This is a genomic window from Lutibacter sp. (assembly GCF_013041805.1).
Lineage (GTDB): Bacteria > Bacteroidota > Bacteroidia > Flavobacteriales > Flavobacteriaceae > Lutibacter.
This window is the reverse complement of record NZ_JABDRI010000018.1, coordinates 48,364-65,203: the sequence shown is the minus strand read 5'-3', so window position 1 is coordinate 65,203 and position 16,840 is coordinate 48,364. Positions and strand designations below refer to the sequence as shown.

14 protein-coding genes are annotated in these 16,840 nt (G+C 31.6%); 7 read left to right on the top strand and 7 right to left on the bottom strand.

What is annotated here, in order from left to right:
- Positions 1–28: 28 nt before the first annotated feature.
- The 7 genes from galE to HKP59_RS02240 form a co-directional block, all read right to left on the bottom strand.
- Entirely contained in the window at positions 29–1,036 is a 1,008-nt protein-coding gene (gene galE, locus HKP59_RS02270; RefSeq protein ID WP_291803081.1) for a UDP-glucose 4-epimerase GalE, read from the bottom strand.
- A 2-nt stretch (positions 1,037–1,038) separates the two neighbouring features.
- The gene (locus HKP59_RS02265; protein ID WP_291803079.1) at positions 1,039–2,190 is read right to left on the bottom strand and encodes a DegT/DnrJ/EryC1/StrS family aminotransferase; all 1,152 of its coding nucleotides are present in this window, start codon (positions 2,188–2,190) and stop codon (positions 1,039–1,041) included.
- An 85-nt stretch (positions 2,191–2,275) separates the two neighbouring features.
- A complete protein-coding gene (gene cysM / locus HKP59_RS02260; RefSeq protein WP_291803077.1) occupies positions 2,276–3,163 on the bottom strand; it encodes a cysteine synthase CysM in 888 nt (295 codons plus the stop codon).
- Positions 3,163–3,954 carry a serine O-acetyltransferase gene (locus tag HKP59_RS02255; protein WP_291803075.1) on the bottom strand — a complete coding sequence of 264 codons (792 nt, stop codon included), beginning with the start codon at positions 3,952–3,954 and terminating at the stop codon, positions 3,163–3,165. The genes cysM and HKP59_RS02255 overlap by 1 nt, the downstream gene beginning before the upstream one ends.
- Before the next feature lie 31 nt (positions 3,955–3,985).
- Entirely contained in the window at positions 3,986–4,720 is a 735-nt protein-coding gene (locus HKP59_RS02250) for a nitroreductase family protein (protein WP_291803073.1), read from the bottom strand.
- Positions 4,721–4,773: 53 nt separating this feature from the next.
- Positions 4,774–5,889: a 3-isopropylmalate dehydrogenase gene (leuB, locus tag HKP59_RS02245; protein WP_291803071.1), complete on the bottom strand. Its 1,116-nt coding sequence runs from the start codon at positions 5,887–5,889 to the stop codon at positions 4,774–4,776.
- Between the two features lie 109 nt (positions 5,890–5,998).
- The gene (locus tag HKP59_RS02240) at positions 5,999–7,174 is read right to left on the bottom strand and encodes a 2-isopropylmalate synthase (protein ID WP_291803069.1); all 1,176 of its coding nucleotides are present in this window, start codon (positions 7,172–7,174) and stop codon (positions 5,999–6,001) included.
- A 149-nt stretch (positions 7,175–7,323) separates the two neighbouring features.
- Here HKP59_RS02240 and HKP59_RS02235 point away from each other — a divergent pair, with 149 nt between their 5' ends.
- The 7 genes from HKP59_RS02235 to HKP59_RS02205 all read left to right on the top strand — a co-directional run bounded on the left by HKP59_RS02235 (position 7,324) and on the right by HKP59_RS02205 (position 16,839).
- Complete coding sequence (locus HKP59_RS02235) at positions 7,324–8,868, top strand: hypothetical protein (RefSeq protein ID WP_291803067.1); 1,545 nt, start codon at positions 7,324–7,326, stop codon at positions 8,866–8,868.
- A gap of 368 nt (positions 8,869–9,236) precedes the next feature.
- Complete coding sequence (ilvD, locus tag HKP59_RS02230) at positions 9,237–10,919, top strand: dihydroxy-acid dehydratase (RefSeq protein ID WP_291803065.1); 1,683 nt, start codon at positions 9,237–9,239, stop codon at positions 10,917–10,919.
- 4 nt (positions 10,920–10,923) lie between these two features.
- Positions 10,924–12,657 (top strand): biosynthetic-type acetolactate synthase large subunit, encoded by a 1,734-nt coding sequence (gene ilvB, locus HKP59_RS02225; protein WP_291803063.1) that lies wholly within the window; start codon positions 10,924–10,926, stop codon positions 12,655–12,657.
- Between the two features lie 2 nt (positions 12,658–12,659).
- On the top strand, positions 12,660–13,181 hold the full coding sequence (gene ilvN / locus HKP59_RS02220) for an acetolactate synthase small subunit (RefSeq protein ID WP_291803061.1): 522 nt from the start codon (positions 12,660–12,662) through the stop codon (positions 13,179–13,181).
- A gap of 20 nt (positions 13,182–13,201) precedes the next feature.
- Positions 13,202–14,674 (top strand): ketol-acid reductoisomerase, encoded by a 1,473-nt coding sequence (gene ilvC, locus HKP59_RS02215; protein ID WP_291803059.1) that lies wholly within the window; start codon positions 13,202–13,204, stop codon positions 14,672–14,674.
- A 24-nt stretch (positions 14,675–14,698) separates the two neighbouring features.
- Positions 14,699–15,961 carry a threonine ammonia-lyase gene (ilvA, locus tag HKP59_RS02210; RefSeq protein WP_291803058.1) on the top strand — a complete coding sequence of 421 codons (1,263 nt, stop codon included), beginning with the start codon at positions 14,699–14,701 and terminating at the stop codon, positions 15,959–15,961.
- 260 nt (positions 15,962–16,221) lie between these two features.
- The gene (locus HKP59_RS02205) at positions 16,222–16,839 is read left to right on the top strand and encodes a GNAT family N-acetyltransferase (protein ID WP_291803057.1); all 618 of its coding nucleotides are present in this window, start codon (positions 16,222–16,224) and stop codon (positions 16,837–16,839) included.
- The last annotated feature ends 1 nt before the right edge of the window (position 16,840 follow it).

Sequence of the window (16,840 nt, the reverse complement as noted above, 5' to 3'; positions counted from 1 at the left end):
AAAACCACTCAAATTTGAGTGGTTTTTTTTATAATGTTTGTTGCCATTTCCAGGCGGAGAGAAGTGCATCATCTAGAGTAAGTTTTGAACTCCATCCTAACTCTTTATTCGCAACGGCAGTATCAGCGTATGCAGCAGTAATATCACCTTCTCTGCGGTCAACCAATTTGTAATTTAATTTTTTCCCTGTAACTTTTTCAAAAGATTTAATAACTTCTAAAACGGAATTTCCTTTTCCTGTTCCAATATTAAAAACCTCAAAAGCAGTTTTATTTTTGTTATGGATCAATCTACTTAAAGCAATAATATGTGCTTTTGCTAAATCTACAACATGAATATAATCCCTTACAGCGGTTCCGTCAATAGTTGGATAATCACTTCCAAAGACTGATAATTCTTTTCGAATACCAGCAGCTGTTTGTGCTACATAAGGAATTAAATTTTGAGGAACTCCAATTGGAAGTTCTCCAATTTTAGCAGACTCATGAGCTCCAATGGGGTTGAAATAACGCAATGCAATTGCTTTTAAATTTGAAATATTTGTAACATCCTTAATTATTTCTTCACCAATTTGTTTTGTGTTTCCATATGGAGATTCTGCGGGTTTTATAGGTGCACTTTCCGTAATTGGAAGCTCATCAGCTTGACCATAAACAGTACAAGAAGAACTAAAAATGAAATTAGTAATCTTATAGGCTTTCATTTCTTGCAATAAATAAACCAATGTACCAATATTATTTTCATAATATTCTAGTGGTTTCTCAACACTTTCACCAACTGCTTTTGAAGCTGCAAAATGAATAACACCATCAACTTTATTTTCTTTAAAAAAATGTTGAACGTCAGCTTTATTTTTTAAATCAATATTAAAGTAACTCGGTTTTTTATTCGTTATTGAAGTAATTTTATCAAGTACATCAATTGTAGAGTTTGATAAATTATCAATAATCAAAACCTCAAAACCTTCATTTTGAAGTTCTACAACTGTATGTGAACCAATAAAACCTAAACCACCAGTTACTAATACTTTATTCATAATTATTTAATAAAGTCTAAGATAGTTTTAGTGATAAAATCTAATTGTTCATTATCTAACTCTGTATGCATTGGTAAAGATAACACAGTATCTATTAATTCATTGGTAACTTTAAAATCTTCTTCTTTATAGCGAGAATCAGAATATGCTTTTTGGCTATGCAGTGCTACTGGATAATAGATTGCATTAGGAATACCGTTATCTAACAAATGTTGATGTAGCTCGTTACGTTTTCCATTTAATACTTGTATGGTATATTGATGAAATACATGGCAATCACAGGTATCACAAATAAAATTACAACCATTACCCATTTTAGGAGTTACAATATTTTGTTCATTTTTAAATGCATTGTTATAATATCGTGCCGCTTTCCTTCGAGCATCACAATAAGCATCTAAATGAGGTAATTTAAGATTTAAAATTGCAGCTTGAATACTGTCTAAGCGAGAGTTTACACCAACTACATCGTGGTAATAACGTTTATACATTCCATGATTAACCATTCCTCTTAAAGTGTGAGCTAATTCATCATCATTTGTAAAAATTGCACCACCATCACCGTAACAACCTAAATTTTTTGAAGGGAAAAATGATGTAGTACCAACATTTCCTATAGTTCCAGCTTTCTTTTTAGTCCCATTTTTAAATGTGTAGCTTGCTCCAATCGCTTGTGCGGTATCTTCAATTACAAATAAGTTGTGCTTATTTGCCACTTCTAAAATAGCTTCCATATTTGCACATTGACCAAATAGGTGAACAGGAACAATTGCCTTAGTTTTTGGAGTAATGGCTTTTTTTAGAGCTTCAATATTCATGTTGAATGTATCTTTTTCAACATCAACTAAAACAGGAGTTAATTGTAATAAAGCAATCACTTCAACAGTAGCAGCAAAAGTAAAATCTACTGTAATTACTTCATCACCAGGTTTTAAACCTAGTCCCATCATTGCAATTTGAAGTGCATCAGTCCCGTTAGCACAAGGAATAACGTTTTTTACACCTAAGTAATTTTCTAATTCTTTTTGAAAGTTATGAACTTCAGGACCATTTATATAGGCTCCAGATTTTACAACTTCTAATATTTTTGAATCAACTTGTTCTTGTATTTTATCATATTGACCAAGTAGGTCAACCATTTGTATTTTTTTCATGCGAAGTAATTATATAATAGAACATCAAAAATACAATAAAAGTGATTGTTAAACAATCTTAAATATAGTTAACTTCGATATCGTTTTATTCGAATAAATCAGAAGATAAATAACGATCACCTCTATCGGGGATTATTGTTACAATAATACCTTTAGAGAGCGATTCTGCTAATTTTAACGAAGCCGCCACAGCGCCGCCACCGCTCATTCCAGAAAATACACCTTCCTCTTTAGCTAATCTTTTAGTCATTTCACGGGCATCTTTTTCACTTACTTCAATAATTTCATCTACTTTTTTAGGATTGAATATTTTTGGAAGAAATTCTTTAGGCCATTTCCTAATCCCTGGAATTTTTGAATTATCAGTTGGTTGTACCCCAATAATTTGTATGGCTTTATTTTTTTCTTTTAAAAAAGTTGAAGTTCCCATTAAGGTTCCTGTTGTTCCCATTGCTGAAGTAAAATGAGTTATTTTACCATGAGTATCGCGCCAAATTTCAGGGCCTGTAGTTTTATAATGTGCTTTCCAGTTGTCATCATTTGCAAACTGATTTAACATAAAATACCCTTTGTCAATTACTTGTCTTTCTGCATATTCTCTAGCACCTTCTATCCCAATTTCAGCAGCGGTTAATGTTACTTTTGCGCCATAAGCTTGCATAGTTTGAATACGCTCTTTTGTAGAGTTTTCAGGCATTACCAATTCCATATGTAAACCAAATTGTTGAGCTATCATAGCCAGCGCAATCCCAGTATTACCACTTGTAGCCTCAATTAAAAAATCTCCTTTTTTTATTTCATTTCTTTCAAGAGCCGAAGAAATCATATTGAATGCAGGCCTATCCTTTATACTTCCTGCTATATTGTTTCCTTCTAATTTCATTAATAAGGTTACACCTTCTTTTACCAATAATCTTTGAACTTTAACTAAAGGTGTATTTCCTAAAAAATTAAATAAATTGTAAGATTCCATTAGTTAAATTTCGGTTTTAATTTCATTTCAGTTGAATGATACACTAATGAGTTTTCAGGAACTGATTTAGTAATCCATACATTCCCACCAATAATACAATTTTTACCAATAACAGTTTCACCTCCGAGAATGGTAGCATTGGCATAGATGGTTACGTTATTTTCAACAGTTGGATGCCTCTTTGTGTTTCTCAATTCTTTTGAAACTTGTAAAGCGCCTAAAGTAACTCCTTGATAAATTTTAACATAATCTTTAATTACGCACGTTTCACCAATAACTGTTCCTGTTGCGTGGTCAATAAAAAAAGATTTTCCAATGGTTGCTCCTGGATGAATATCGGTTCCTGTTTTACTATGAGCATACTCACTCATTAGTCTTGGAATTAAGGGTGTCTTCAGCAATAATAATTCGTGGCTAAAGCGGTAAATAGCAATAGCATAAAAACCTGGATACGCTAAATAAACTTCTTCAATAGTGTTGGAAGCAGGATCATTATTTACCAATTCTTGAGCATCTAAGTTTAAACTTTCTAAGATCGTTGGAAGTTTCATTAAAAAACTATTCCAAATAGTTTCACAAGAACCATCTTTAATTAAACAGGCAAGTTTATAGATTTCTTTAAAATCATCTTCTAATTGTTTGATATTGCTAGCGACGCATGCTTGTGCATCAAATAAGGTGTAAAATAAATTATTTGTAAATTTTTCAGTTTTATGTTTTAGGCTGAAATTTAAGTGAGGTCTATTTTTATTCCCTATAATTTTTTGTATGATTTCTTCTTTTGTTGACATATGTAAGTTTGACGATTTTTTTTGAAACTAATTACCATTTTTTGTAAATACTTTCAAAAGGAATTCTAAAACGTTCCCCATAAACACCTTCAGGTTTACGGATACCACATGAGATTACCATATTAATTTCGCTGCGCATAGGTAGATTTAATATTTTTTTAATGCGAAGTGTATCACTTCCTTCCATTGGGCAGGTATCGTAATTTTCAGCAGCCATACTCAACATAAAAGTTAGTGCAGCTAATCCTGCGCTTTTATGTGCAACAACTCTCATGTCAGATTTTCGAAGTTGTCTGTAGCTTGGTCTAAAAAGTCCAGTTAACCAAGAAATACTATATTTTATGTAACCATACAAACCTAAAAATTCACCATAAACAAAAGGCATAATTTTTTTATAATAATTTAGCGCAAATTTCTCACGCCTTGAGTATTCATTTTTAGGTTTTACACCAAATAGTGTTGTTAAATAATTTAGATGTGCTTTTGCACGTTGTTTCCATAAATCTTTACGAACAACAATTACTACCATTTCTTTTGCAGTAGTTGCTGCACTTTGACCTAAACAAGCTTCTGCTAATTTTTTTAAAATTTCTTCTGAAGTGATGTGATGAAACTCCCACAATTGCATATTGCTGCTATTAGGAGCCAATGTAGCTTGTTGAATACACTTTTTTACAATTTCAGAATCAATATCTTTGTTTTCATCGTAAACTCTTACAGATCTACGGTAATTAATAGCATCAATAAGACTAGTCGTATTTTTCATAGCTGTAAAACTAAACAAAAACTTTTTACTTCAGATTTTTGAAATTTCAACAGTTAAATAATAGTTGATTGCCCTAAATCTATATTGTTTTTATTATAAAATGTATTTTCTTCGTCTAAAATGAAGTCTCTTAAAAAATTTCCAACACTTGATGTAGAAAAATGATTGGTTGAATTTAAATCAGGAGTTGAAATATTTAAATCTATAGATTTTTCAACAGCATTTCTAATATCTTCAGCCTCATCAAATAAATCAAAATGTTCTAATAACATTGCTGCAGATAATACTGCGGCTAAAGGATTTGCAATATTTTTTCCTTTCGCCTCTGGATATGAGCCGTGAATAGGTTCAAATAAAGCAGTATGTTTACCAATAGACGCAGAGGCTAATAAACCAATAGACCCTGATATTACACTAGCTTCATCAGAAAGAATATCGCCAAACATATTTTCAGTTAAAATAATATCAAATTGTTTAGGGTTTAAAATAAGTTGCATAGCCGCATTATCAACAAATAAAAATTCTAATTTAATAGTTGGGTATTCTTTGGAAATTTCAAGTACTCTTTTTCTCCAAAGTCGTGAAGTTTCAAGCACATTTGCCTTATCGACTAATGTTAATTTTTTTCTTCTTTGAGAAGCAGCCTTAAACGCTAAATGCGCTATTCTATCAATTTCTTCTGCGGTATAACTACAATTATCATATGCTGAGTTGCCATCATCACTCAATTTCTTTTCACCAAAATAAATACCGCTTGTAAGTTCTCTATATATCACAAAATCAGTACCTTTAATAACCTCTTTTTTTAAATTAGATGTATGAATTAATGAATCATATGTTGTTAAAGGTCTAATATTTGCAAAAAGCCCTAAGTTTTTTCTAAGTTTTAATAAGCCTTGCTCTGGTCTAACTTTTGCACTTGGGTTATTGTCATATTTTGGATCGCCTATGGCTCCAAACAAAATAGCATCTGCTTTAGAACATATTTGAAGAGTTTCATCTGGTAATGGAACACCAAATTCTTCAATAGCTATGGCTCCAATAGAAGCTGTTATAAACTCAAAAGTATGGTGGTATTTTTCAGATATAGCATCTAAAACTTTTAATGCTTGTTGGAGTACCTCTGGTCCAATTCCATCACCAGGGAGTAAAGCTATTTTTAATTTCATGTGTTTTAATTGTGGTTGTTTATAGATCACATGGAACTTGCCATAATAATTTAACCGTTAAAGTAATAATTATTTTGTAATAGTTAACTTTTAGTGTTATTTTTTTATTTTAGAAATTAGCAGCAGTTTTATGAACGTGGTTTAATTCCATTAAATGATGAAGATCCTCATCATTAACTTGTTTATGGAAATCGGCAAATTTTAAAAATTGAGGGTATAAATCATCTAATTCAATTTTGGTTAAGTTATAGCCTACATTTTTAGCACGGTAAGCTAAAGCAGCTCTACCACTTCTTGCAGTTAAAACAATTGAAGATTCATTTACGCCAACATCTGACGGATTAATAATTTCATAAGTTTCACGGTTTTTAATTACACCATCTTGGTGAATTCCAGAACTATGTGCAAAAGCATTTTCACCAACAATTGCCTTGTTTGGCTGAACTTTCATTCCCATACTTTCTTGCACTAATTGACTTGTACTGTATAATAACTTACTATTTATTCCAGTATCTAAATTTAAATTAGGATGTTGTTTTAAAATCATGACTACTTCTTCCAAAGAAGTATTTCCAGCACGTTCACCAATTCCGTTAATTGTACATTCTATTTGTCGTGCACCATTTTGTACTCCTGCAATTGCATTAGCAGTTGCCAAACCTAAATCGTTATGGCAATGACAAGAAATAGTAACATTATCAATTCCTTTTACGTTTTCTTTTAAGTACTTTATTTTAGCACCATATTCATCTGGTAAGCAATATCCTGTTGTGTCAGGAATATTTAAAACTGTAGCACCCGCTTTAATCACTTTTTCTAAAACTTTGGCTAAATATGCATTATCTGTTCTTCCAGCATCTTCAGCATAAAATTCCACATCTTCAACAAATGATTTTGCATACGCTACTGCCTGAACAGCACGCTCAATAATTTTTTCAGGAGTTGAATTAAATTTGTAAATAATATGAGAATCTGAAGTGCCTATACCTGTATGAATTCTTGGTCGTTTTGCATATTTTAATGCAGCAGCAGCAACTTCTATATCTTTTTTATTCGCACGTGTCAGTCCACAAACCGTTGCCGTTTTAACTAATTTAGAAATTTTCTCTACCGAAGTAAAATCACCAGGACTTGAAACAGGGAAACCAGCTTCAATTACGTCTACACCTAAGATATCAAGGCGTTCTGCTATGATTAATTTTTGTTCTGTATTTAGCTTACAGCCAGGGACTTGCTCGCCATCTCTAAGGGTTGTGTCAAAAATTTGGACTTTATTATTACTCATTTCTGATTTTTTTTTATCACATTTGAATTACCAAAAATAATAGTATACGTTTTTTGTATATTTCAATAAATAATTTGTTTACTATATTCAAATAGTTATTATTTTTATAATTAATTAAAAATCAATAGGTTAAAACTAAATTAGTTACAATGGCTATAGAACAAAAAGATGTTCTTTTTACATTAGTAAAGTCGCTTTCTAAATCTGAAAAACGTCAATTCAAGCTATACGTGGGTAGGTTGGGAGGCAATACTGAAGCTAACTTTATTTCTTTATTTAATTTATTGGATAAAGTAAGTGCTTTTGATGATGATTTGATTTTAAAAAAAACTAAAATTAAAAAGCAGCAAATATCTAATACGAAAGCACATTTATATAAGCAAATTTTGGTGAGTTTACGTTTAAACCCAGTTCATCAGAATGTACGATCTCAAATAAGGGAACAATTTGATTTTGCTGCTATTCTTTACAATAAAGGTTTGTATAAACAAAGCTTAAAAATTTTAGATAAAGCGAAAGAACTCGCACTCACAAATGGTGAAAATAATTTAGCCTATGAAATAGTTGAGTTTGAAAAAGTAATAGAATCTCAGTATATCACAAGAAGTTTAAGCAATAGAGCAGACGAGCTTTCAATGCAAGCGAAAGAACTAAGTTTAAAAAATACTAGAACTAGCAAATTATCAAATCTATCTCTCCAATTATATAGTTTATTGCTTAAAGAAGGATATGTAAAAAATGATGCCGACTCAAAAATAGTAAAACTATATTTTGAAAAAAGATTACCCGATTACAAGTTGTCAGACCTAGGTTTTAGAGAAAAACTTTTTTTATATCAAGCTTATTTGTGGCATAGTTTAATCTTGCAAGATTTTGTTTTAAGCTATAAATATTCTCAAAAATGGGTTGATTTGTTTGAAGAAAAACCTCAAATGAAAAAACAAAACCCCGTTTTTTACTTGAAAGGTGTTAATTATTTACTAGAATCGTTGTATTTAATTAAGCACAAAACAAAGTTCAATAAGGTACTTGAAAACTTAAATTTTGATATTCAAAACGAGAATATTGCTTTAAATGAAAACACAAATACATTAACGTTTTTATATTATTCACAAAATAAATTAAATCTCTATTTTTTAGAAGGAAGATTTCATAAAGGAATTAATTATACACTAAAATTATTAGACCAAATTAAAGATTATGAATCTAAAATTGATGTACATCATATTATGGTTTTTTACTATAAAATTGCGTGTATGTATTTTGGGGCAGGTAAAAATGAAGAATGTATTTTTTATTTAGAGAAAATAATTAGTAATAAAGACTTAAAAATGCGTGAAGACTTATTATGCTATACGCGAGTTTTGAATTTAGTTGCTCATTATGATGCTGGATTAGATTATGATATCGATAAACTGATTATTTCAACGTATAAATTTTTAATAAAAATGAATGATTTGCACGAAGTGCAGCGCAAGATGATTACATTTTTGAAAAAATTAAGTACTATGTATCCTCAAGATCTTCACAAGGCTTTTGTGAATTTACATAAAGAATTAAGTGAGTTTGAAAACCACCCTTATGAAAAGCGTTCCTTTTTATATTTAGACATCCTATCTTGGCTCGAGAGTAAAATTCAAAATATTCCTGTTGAAGATATTATCAAGCAAAAAGCTAAAAAGTTAATTAAATAATTGTTTATTAAATTATGAATAGCAATTTTGTCTAAACATATGAAAAAAGTAATTGTTAATACTATTTCTAGTAAAGTCTCTGTGATTATTTCACAAGTAGATTAGGAATAAATTATAGTTTATATAAAATTGTAAAACCTTCCTGCTGAACTTTAGGGAGGTTTTTTTATTGGATAATCATTGTAAAAATAAAATTGATAAAACTCTTGTTTACAGATATATAGCTCTCATATGTTCAAGGTGGATATTGTAAAAGATTGGTGTAGATAAGATGTGAAATAAATAACTAAATTAAATTTACAGCTTGTTTAAAAAGTAGAACAAATAATTACGTTTTTTAAAATTAAATAATAATAAAGTTGAAATAAATGCAACTAAATAAACACAGTAAAAGAGTTACCCAAGATCCTACCCAGCCTGCATCTCAGGCCATGTTATATGGTGTTGGCCTTTCTGAAGAGGATATGAAGAATCCTCAAATAGGTATAGCAAGTACAGGTTATGATGGAAACCCTTGTAATATGCACCTTAATAATTTGGCAGTTCAAATTAAGGAAGAAGTTAATAAAAGAAGCCAGGTAGGATTAATTTTTAATACTATTGGTGTAAGTGATGGTATTTCAATGGGAACTTCAGGGATGAATTATTCATTACCATCTCGAGATATTATTGCCGACTCTATTGAAGTGGTTATGAACGCTCAAAGTTATGATGGGTTGGTTACTGTTGTTGGGTGTGATAAAAATATGCCTGGTGCAATAATGGCAATGTTACGTTTAAACCGTCCCTCATTAATGGTTTATGGAGGTACCATAGCTTCAGGAAGATATAAAGGTCAAAAATTAAATATTGTATCTGCTTTTGAAGCATTAGGTCAAAAATTGTCTGGAGCAATATCTGAAGAAGATTATAAAGAAATTATTAAAAATGCAATACCTGGAGCAGGTGCTTGCGGTGGAATGTATACCGCCAATACAATGGCTTCATCAATAGAGGCTATGGGTTTTGCATTACCTTACAATTCATCTATTCCAGCCGAAAATCCACATAAAGAAAGTGAAAGTTCAAGGATAGCTGAAGCAATTAAAAATTTATTAGAACTAGATTTAAAACCTTTAGATATTATCACCAAAAAGTCGTTAGAAAATGCCGTTGCTTTGGTAAATGCGTTAGGAGGTTCAACCAATGCAGTGCTACATTATTTAGCAATTGCGCACGCAGCAGGAATTGAATTTACTTTAGAAGATTTTCAGCGTGTAAGTGACAGAACTCCTTTAATAGCAGATTTAAAACCAAGTGGAGAATATTTAATGGAAGATGTTCACGGTGTAGGAGGAACTCCAGCTGTTATGAAATATTTATTAGAAAAGGGATATTTACACGGAGATTGTATGACGGTTACTGGTAAAACTTTGGCTGAAAATTTAGCCAATGTAGAAGCACTAAGTTTTGAAGAAGATCAACAAGTTATTCACCCAACAGAAAAAGCGTTGAAATCTTCAGGAAATTTGCAAATATTGTTTGGTAATCTAGCTACGGAAGGCGCAGTTGCAAAAATTAGTGGGAAAGAAGGAAACTTATTTGAAGGAAAAGCAGTTGTTTTTGACGGTGAAGATGAAGCTAACAAAGGTATTGGAGAAGGAAAAGTGTCAAGAGGTGATGTAGTAGTAATTAGATATGTTGGACCAAAGGGAGGTCCTGGAATGCCTGAGATGTTAAAGCCAACATCTATGATTATGGGTGCAGGTTTAGGAAAATCGGTAGCATTAATTACTGATGGTCGTTTTTCAGGAGGAACTCACGGTTTTGTGGTAGGACATATTACTCCAGAAGCACAATCTGGTGGTGCAATTGGATTGATACAAGATGGAGATGTAATTGTTATTAATGCTGAGAATAAAACAATAAATGTAAAATTAACTGATGAGGAATTGGCAAAAAGAAAAGCTAATTGGAAAGCTCCTGAGTTAAAACATAAAAAAGGAATATTATATAAATATGCTAAAACCGTTTCTTCAGCCTCTGAAGGTTGTGTAACGGATAAATTTTAAAAATATGGAGACGTTAAAGAAAGATATTCAAGTTAAAAATACGGAGACAACAGTTAGAATTACTGGTGCAGAGGCAGTTGTTAAATGTTTGTTAGCAGAGGAAGCAAATTTAGCATATGGTTACCCTGGAGGTGCTATTATGCCTGTTTATGACGAAATATATAAATATAGAGGTCAGTTTCATCATGTGCTAACACGACATGAGCAAGGAGCAACGCATGCAGCTCAAGGTTTTGCACGTGTAACAGGAAAACCGGGAATTGTATTTGCAACTTCAGGTCCAGGAGCAACAAACTTAGTAACTGGTATTGCAGATGCTCAAATAGATTCTACTCCTTTGGTTTGTATTACAGGCCAAGTTGGTTCACATTTATTAGGTTCAGATGCTTTTCAAGAAACAGATATTATTGGAATATCAACGCCTGTTACCAAATGGAATTATCAAATTACAAAGGCAAGTGAAATTCCCGAAATAATTGCGAAAGCATTTTATATTGCTAAATCTGGTCGACCAGGACCTGTTTTAATAGATATAACTAAAGATGCTCAGTTTGAAGAATTCGACTTTTCATATAAAAAATGTGAAAAAATTAGAAGCTATAAAGCTATTCCTAAATTGAACCTTGAGAAATTAAAGGAAGCCGCTGAGTTAATTAATAGTGCTAAAAAACCATTTATTGTTTGGGGACAAGGCGTTATCCTTGGTGGTGCAGAGCAAGAATTTAAAAATTTTATTGAGAAAACTGATATTCCTTCGGCTTCTACAGGTTTAGGTCTTTCAGCTTTAGAAACAAAGCACCCTTTAAATGTTGGTATGGTTGGTATGCACGGGAATTATGCGCCGAATGTTTTAACTAACTCTTGCGATGTTTTAATTGCTATTGGAATGCGATTTGATGATCGTGTAACAGGTAATTTAGCAACATATGCTAAACAAGCAAAAGTAATTCACTTTGAAATTGATCCTGCAGAAGTTGACAAAAATGTAAAAACAGATGTTGCTGTTATAGCAGATGTTAAAGAATCTTTAACTAAAATTATGCAGTACGTAAATAATGGTGAACATAAAGATTGGATGAAGGAATTTCATAAATTATATGAGATAGAACATAAAACTGTAATTCACGATCAGTTAAACCCTACTAAAGAAGGATTAACAATGGGTGAGGTTTTAGGAGGAATTAACAAAGAAACAAATGGCGATGCTATTATAGTTTCAGATGTTGGACAGCATCAAATGTTTGCTTGGCGTTACGCGACTTTTAATAAAACAAGAAGTAATGTAACTTCTGGTGGGTTAGGAACTATGGGGTTTGGGTTGCCAGCAGCCATTGGGGCGAAAATGGGAGCACCCGAACGCGAAGTAGTTGCAATTATTGGAGATGGTGGTTATCAAATGACGTGTAATGAGTTAGGTACGATTCTACAAACTAAAGCTGCAGTTAAAATTGTAGTTTTAAATAATAATTATTTAGGAATGGTTCGCCAATGGCAAGAATTATTTTTTGATAAGCGTTATGCTTCTACTGAAATGATAAGTCCAAACTTTGTAAAATTAGCAGAAGCTTATGATATTGAGGCGGTTAAAGTCTCAAAGCGAGAAGATTTAGATGGGGCAATTAAAACAATGATGGCTTCAAAAGATGCGTATTTTTTAGAAGTTGTAATAGAACAAGAAGATAATGTGTTTCCTATGATACCAACGGGAGCAAGTGTTTCAGATATTAGATTAAGTTAATTATGGAAGAAAGCAAAAATTTTACAGTTTCGGTATATACCGAAAATAATATAGGAATATTAAATAGACTTTCAGCAATATTTTTAAAGCGTCATATCAATATTGAAAGTATGACGGTTTCAAAATCTGAAATAGAGAACGTTCATCGATTTACATTTGTAGTAATTGTCCCAGAAACTTTAATTAGAAAAGTGGTAGGTCAGTTAGAAAAGCAAATTGAAGTTCTTGGATCTTTTTATCATACTGAAGATGAAATTATTTATCATGAAACTGCTTTATTTAAAATTTCTTCAGAGCATTTATATAATGAAGAAATTCAAAATAAAATGAAATTTAGAAGAGCTCACATTATTGCTATAACAGATCGCTGGTTTGTTATTGAAGCCTCAGGTTATAGAGAAGATATTAATAGAATGTACGAAAAATTAAAACCTTTTGGGTTGTTACAATTTGTACGATCAGGACGAATTGCAATTTCAAAGCCAAAAATGGCAATTTCAGAATTATTAGCAGAAATTAATTAAAAAGAATAAAAAAGATACAAATGGCAAATTATTTTAACAAACTTTCTTTAAGAGATAAATTAGATCAATTAGGAAAATGTAGATTTATGGAATCTTCAGAATTTATTGAAGGTGTTGAAGCATTAAAAGGTAAAAAAATTGTAATTGTTGGCTGTGGAGCACAAGGTTTAAACCAAGGTTTAAATATGAGAGATTCTGGATTGGATGTTTCTTATACGCTGAGGCAAGCTGCAATTTCTGAAAAAAGACAATCGTTTTTAAATGCATCTGAAAACAAATTTAAAGTTGGTACTTATGAAGAAATGATTCCAACTGCTGATTTATTAATAAACTTAACGCCAGATAAACAGCACACAGCGGTGGTTTCTGCAGTGATGCCTTTAATGAAAAAAGGTGCTACCTTATCTTATTCTCATGGATTTAATATTGTTGAAGAGGGAATGCAAATTCGTAAAGATATTACGGTAATTATGGTAGCTCCAAAATCACCAGGCTCTGAAGTTCGAGAAGAATTTAAAAGAGGTTTTGGTGTACCAACATTAATTGCCGTACACCCTGAAAATGATCCTGAAGGGAAAGGTTGGGATTATGCAAAAGCATACGCTGTTGGAACAGGAGGTCATACAGCAGGAGTTTTAGAATCGTCATTTGTTGCTGAAGTAAAATCAGATTTAATGGGTGAACAAACCATTTTATGTGGGTTGTTACAAACAGGTTCTATTTTATGTTTCGATAAAATGGTTGAAGAAGGCGTTGAAAAAGGTTATGCTTCAAAATTAATTCAATATGGTTGGGAAACTGTAACAGAGGCCTTAAAATATGGTGGAATCACGAATATGATGGATAGACTTTCTAACCCAGCTAAAATTGCTGCATTTGAAGCTTCGGAAGAATTAAAAGATATTATGCGTCCGCTTTTCCAAAAACACATGGATGATATTATGTCAGGTCATTTTTCTAAAACAATGATGGAAGACTGGGCGAATGACGACGTTAATTTATTAACATGGAGAGCAGCAACTGGAGAAACTGCATTTGAAAAAACACCGGCTGCTACTGTTGAAATTTCAGAGCAAGAATATTTTGACAATGGTGTGTTAATGGTTGCTATGGTAAAAGCAGGTGTTGAATTGGCTTTTGAAGCAATGACAGAATCTGGAATTATTGAAGAATCTGCATACTATGAATCGTTGCACGAAACACCATTAATTGCAAATACAATTGCACGAAAAAAATTATTTGAAATGAACCGTGTAATTTCTGATACTGCTGAGTATGGATGTTATTTATTTGACCACGCTTGTAAACCACTAATTGCTGAATATGTAAAAAATGCACCGAGTAATTTTATTGGAAGACCGTTTAATGATGGATCTAATAGTGTTGATAATAAAGAATTAATTGAAGTAAATGCAGCAATTAGAAATCATCCAGTAGAAGATATTGGGGAGTTCTTACGTGAGTCTATGACAGCCATGATAAAAATTGTTTAATTCAAATTTTGTAATAACATTTTATTGAGTACAACTATAAAAAATAGCATTTCATTAGAAGAAATATATAAAGCTCAGCATAATATCAAAGGAGTTGTAGAAAAAACTCCTTTGGTTTTTATGCAAAATTTTTCTGACCGCTATCAAGCTAAAATTTACTTCAAAAGAGAAGATTTACAAGTAGTTCGTTCCTACAAAATTAGGGGGGCTTATAATAAAATTCAAGGCTTATCAAAAGATGAATTAAAAAACGGAATTGTTTGTGCAAGTGCCGGTAATCACGCGCAAGGAGTTGCTTATGCTTGTCAGAAATTAAAAGTTCACGGTACAATTTTTATGCCAGTAACAACACCACATCAAAAAATTGATCAGGTAAAAATGTTTGGTAGGGAGTTTATTTCAATTCAGCTTTTTGGAGATAGTTTTGACGATAGTAAAAAAGCAGCAATAGATTTTTGTAATACGCATAAAAGCACATTTGTGCATCCGTTTGATGATCTAGAGGTTATTGCAGGTCAAGGAACAGTGGGATTAGAAATTTTAAATGATAGTCAATCTCACATAGATTTTTTATTTCTTCCAGTAGGAGGAGGTGGCTTAGCATCGGGTGTTGGAAGTGTTTTTAATGCATTGAGTCCAGCTACAAAGATTATTGGTGTGGAGCCAGTTGGAGCTCCTTCTTTAACAAATTCTTTAGAGAAAGGTGTTAACACAACCTTAAGTGAGATTGATAATTTTGTAGATGGAGCTGCAGTTAAACGAATAGGAGAATTAAATTTCAATATTTGTAAGGACTTATTATATAGTACAGATTTAATTTGCGAAGGACTTATTTGTTCAACAATTTTAAAAGTGTATAATGAAAATGCAATGGTTGTAGAACCGGCAGGAGCATTATCGATTGCCGCTCTTGAAGATTATAAAGATGAATTAAAAGGGAAAACAATTGTTTGCGTTGTAAGTGGAGGTAATAATGATATTACTCGAATGGAAGAAATGAAAGAGCGTGCATTGTTTTATGAAGGATTGAAGCACTATTTCATTATCAAATTTCCGCAACGCGCGGGAGCTCTAAAAGAATTTGTGGTAGATGTGTTGGGGCCAAATGATGATATTGCTTATTTTGAATATACTAAAAAACACAACAGAGATAAAGGGCCAGCGGTAGTTGGAATTGAATTAGATTCTAAAGACGATTTTGAACCTCTGTTAGAAAGAATGAAGCAAAAAGGCTTTTTAGGTGAATATTTGAATGAAAAACCGGAGCTGTTTCAATTCTTAATTTAGGGTGTTTTTTGATTATTTTGACGATAATTACTAAAAATATTAACTTTAAACTGAGATTTTATTAAAAATTACATGAAATAGCTCTAGTATTAATTATTTTATGTACTATTGTACCAATGAAAAACGAGAATTCACTTATAGTAGTAGTACGCTTTTTTCCTCGTCGCCCCTTGCGGGCTTAAATATCTATTGAAAACGGTGCGTCCGATTTCTTCTTCAAAAAACATCAATATTTAATTTTTATAATACCTAAGTAAGCAATGAAAATTGTTGTAGCTAATAATTTGCATATAAAGTATGCAGAAATCATTTGTGAAACCATAAAAGAATCTTCAAAAGTGAGAGGAACAGGAATTGCAGAAAGAACTCCTGACTATGTTTCAAAAAAAATAATTAAAGGTGATGCCATTATTGCAATTCACAATGATGAATTTGCAGGGTTTTGCTATATAGAAACTTGGGATAACAAAGAGTTTGTTGTAAACTCAGGGTTGATTGTACATCCTAATTTTAGAAATCAAGGGTTAGCCAAAAAAATTAAAAAGAGAATTTTAGAATATTCTAAAGAAAAATATCCAGATGCTAAAATTTTTGGAATCACAACGGGTTTAGCAGTTTTAAAAATTAATTATGAGTTAGGTTATCAACCAGTAACTTTTTCTGAACTCACTACAGATGAGGCTTTTTGGAATGGTTGTAAAACGTGTAAAAATTATGATGTTTTAATGAGAACAGATAAAAAAATGTGTTTGTGTACTGGTATGTTATATGACCCAAAATATGAAAAAAATATAAAAACGCATCAATACAATTCAAAAGTATTAAGCAGATTAAAAAATATTAAGCAAGCATTATTTCTTAAAAAAAACAAAAAGTAAA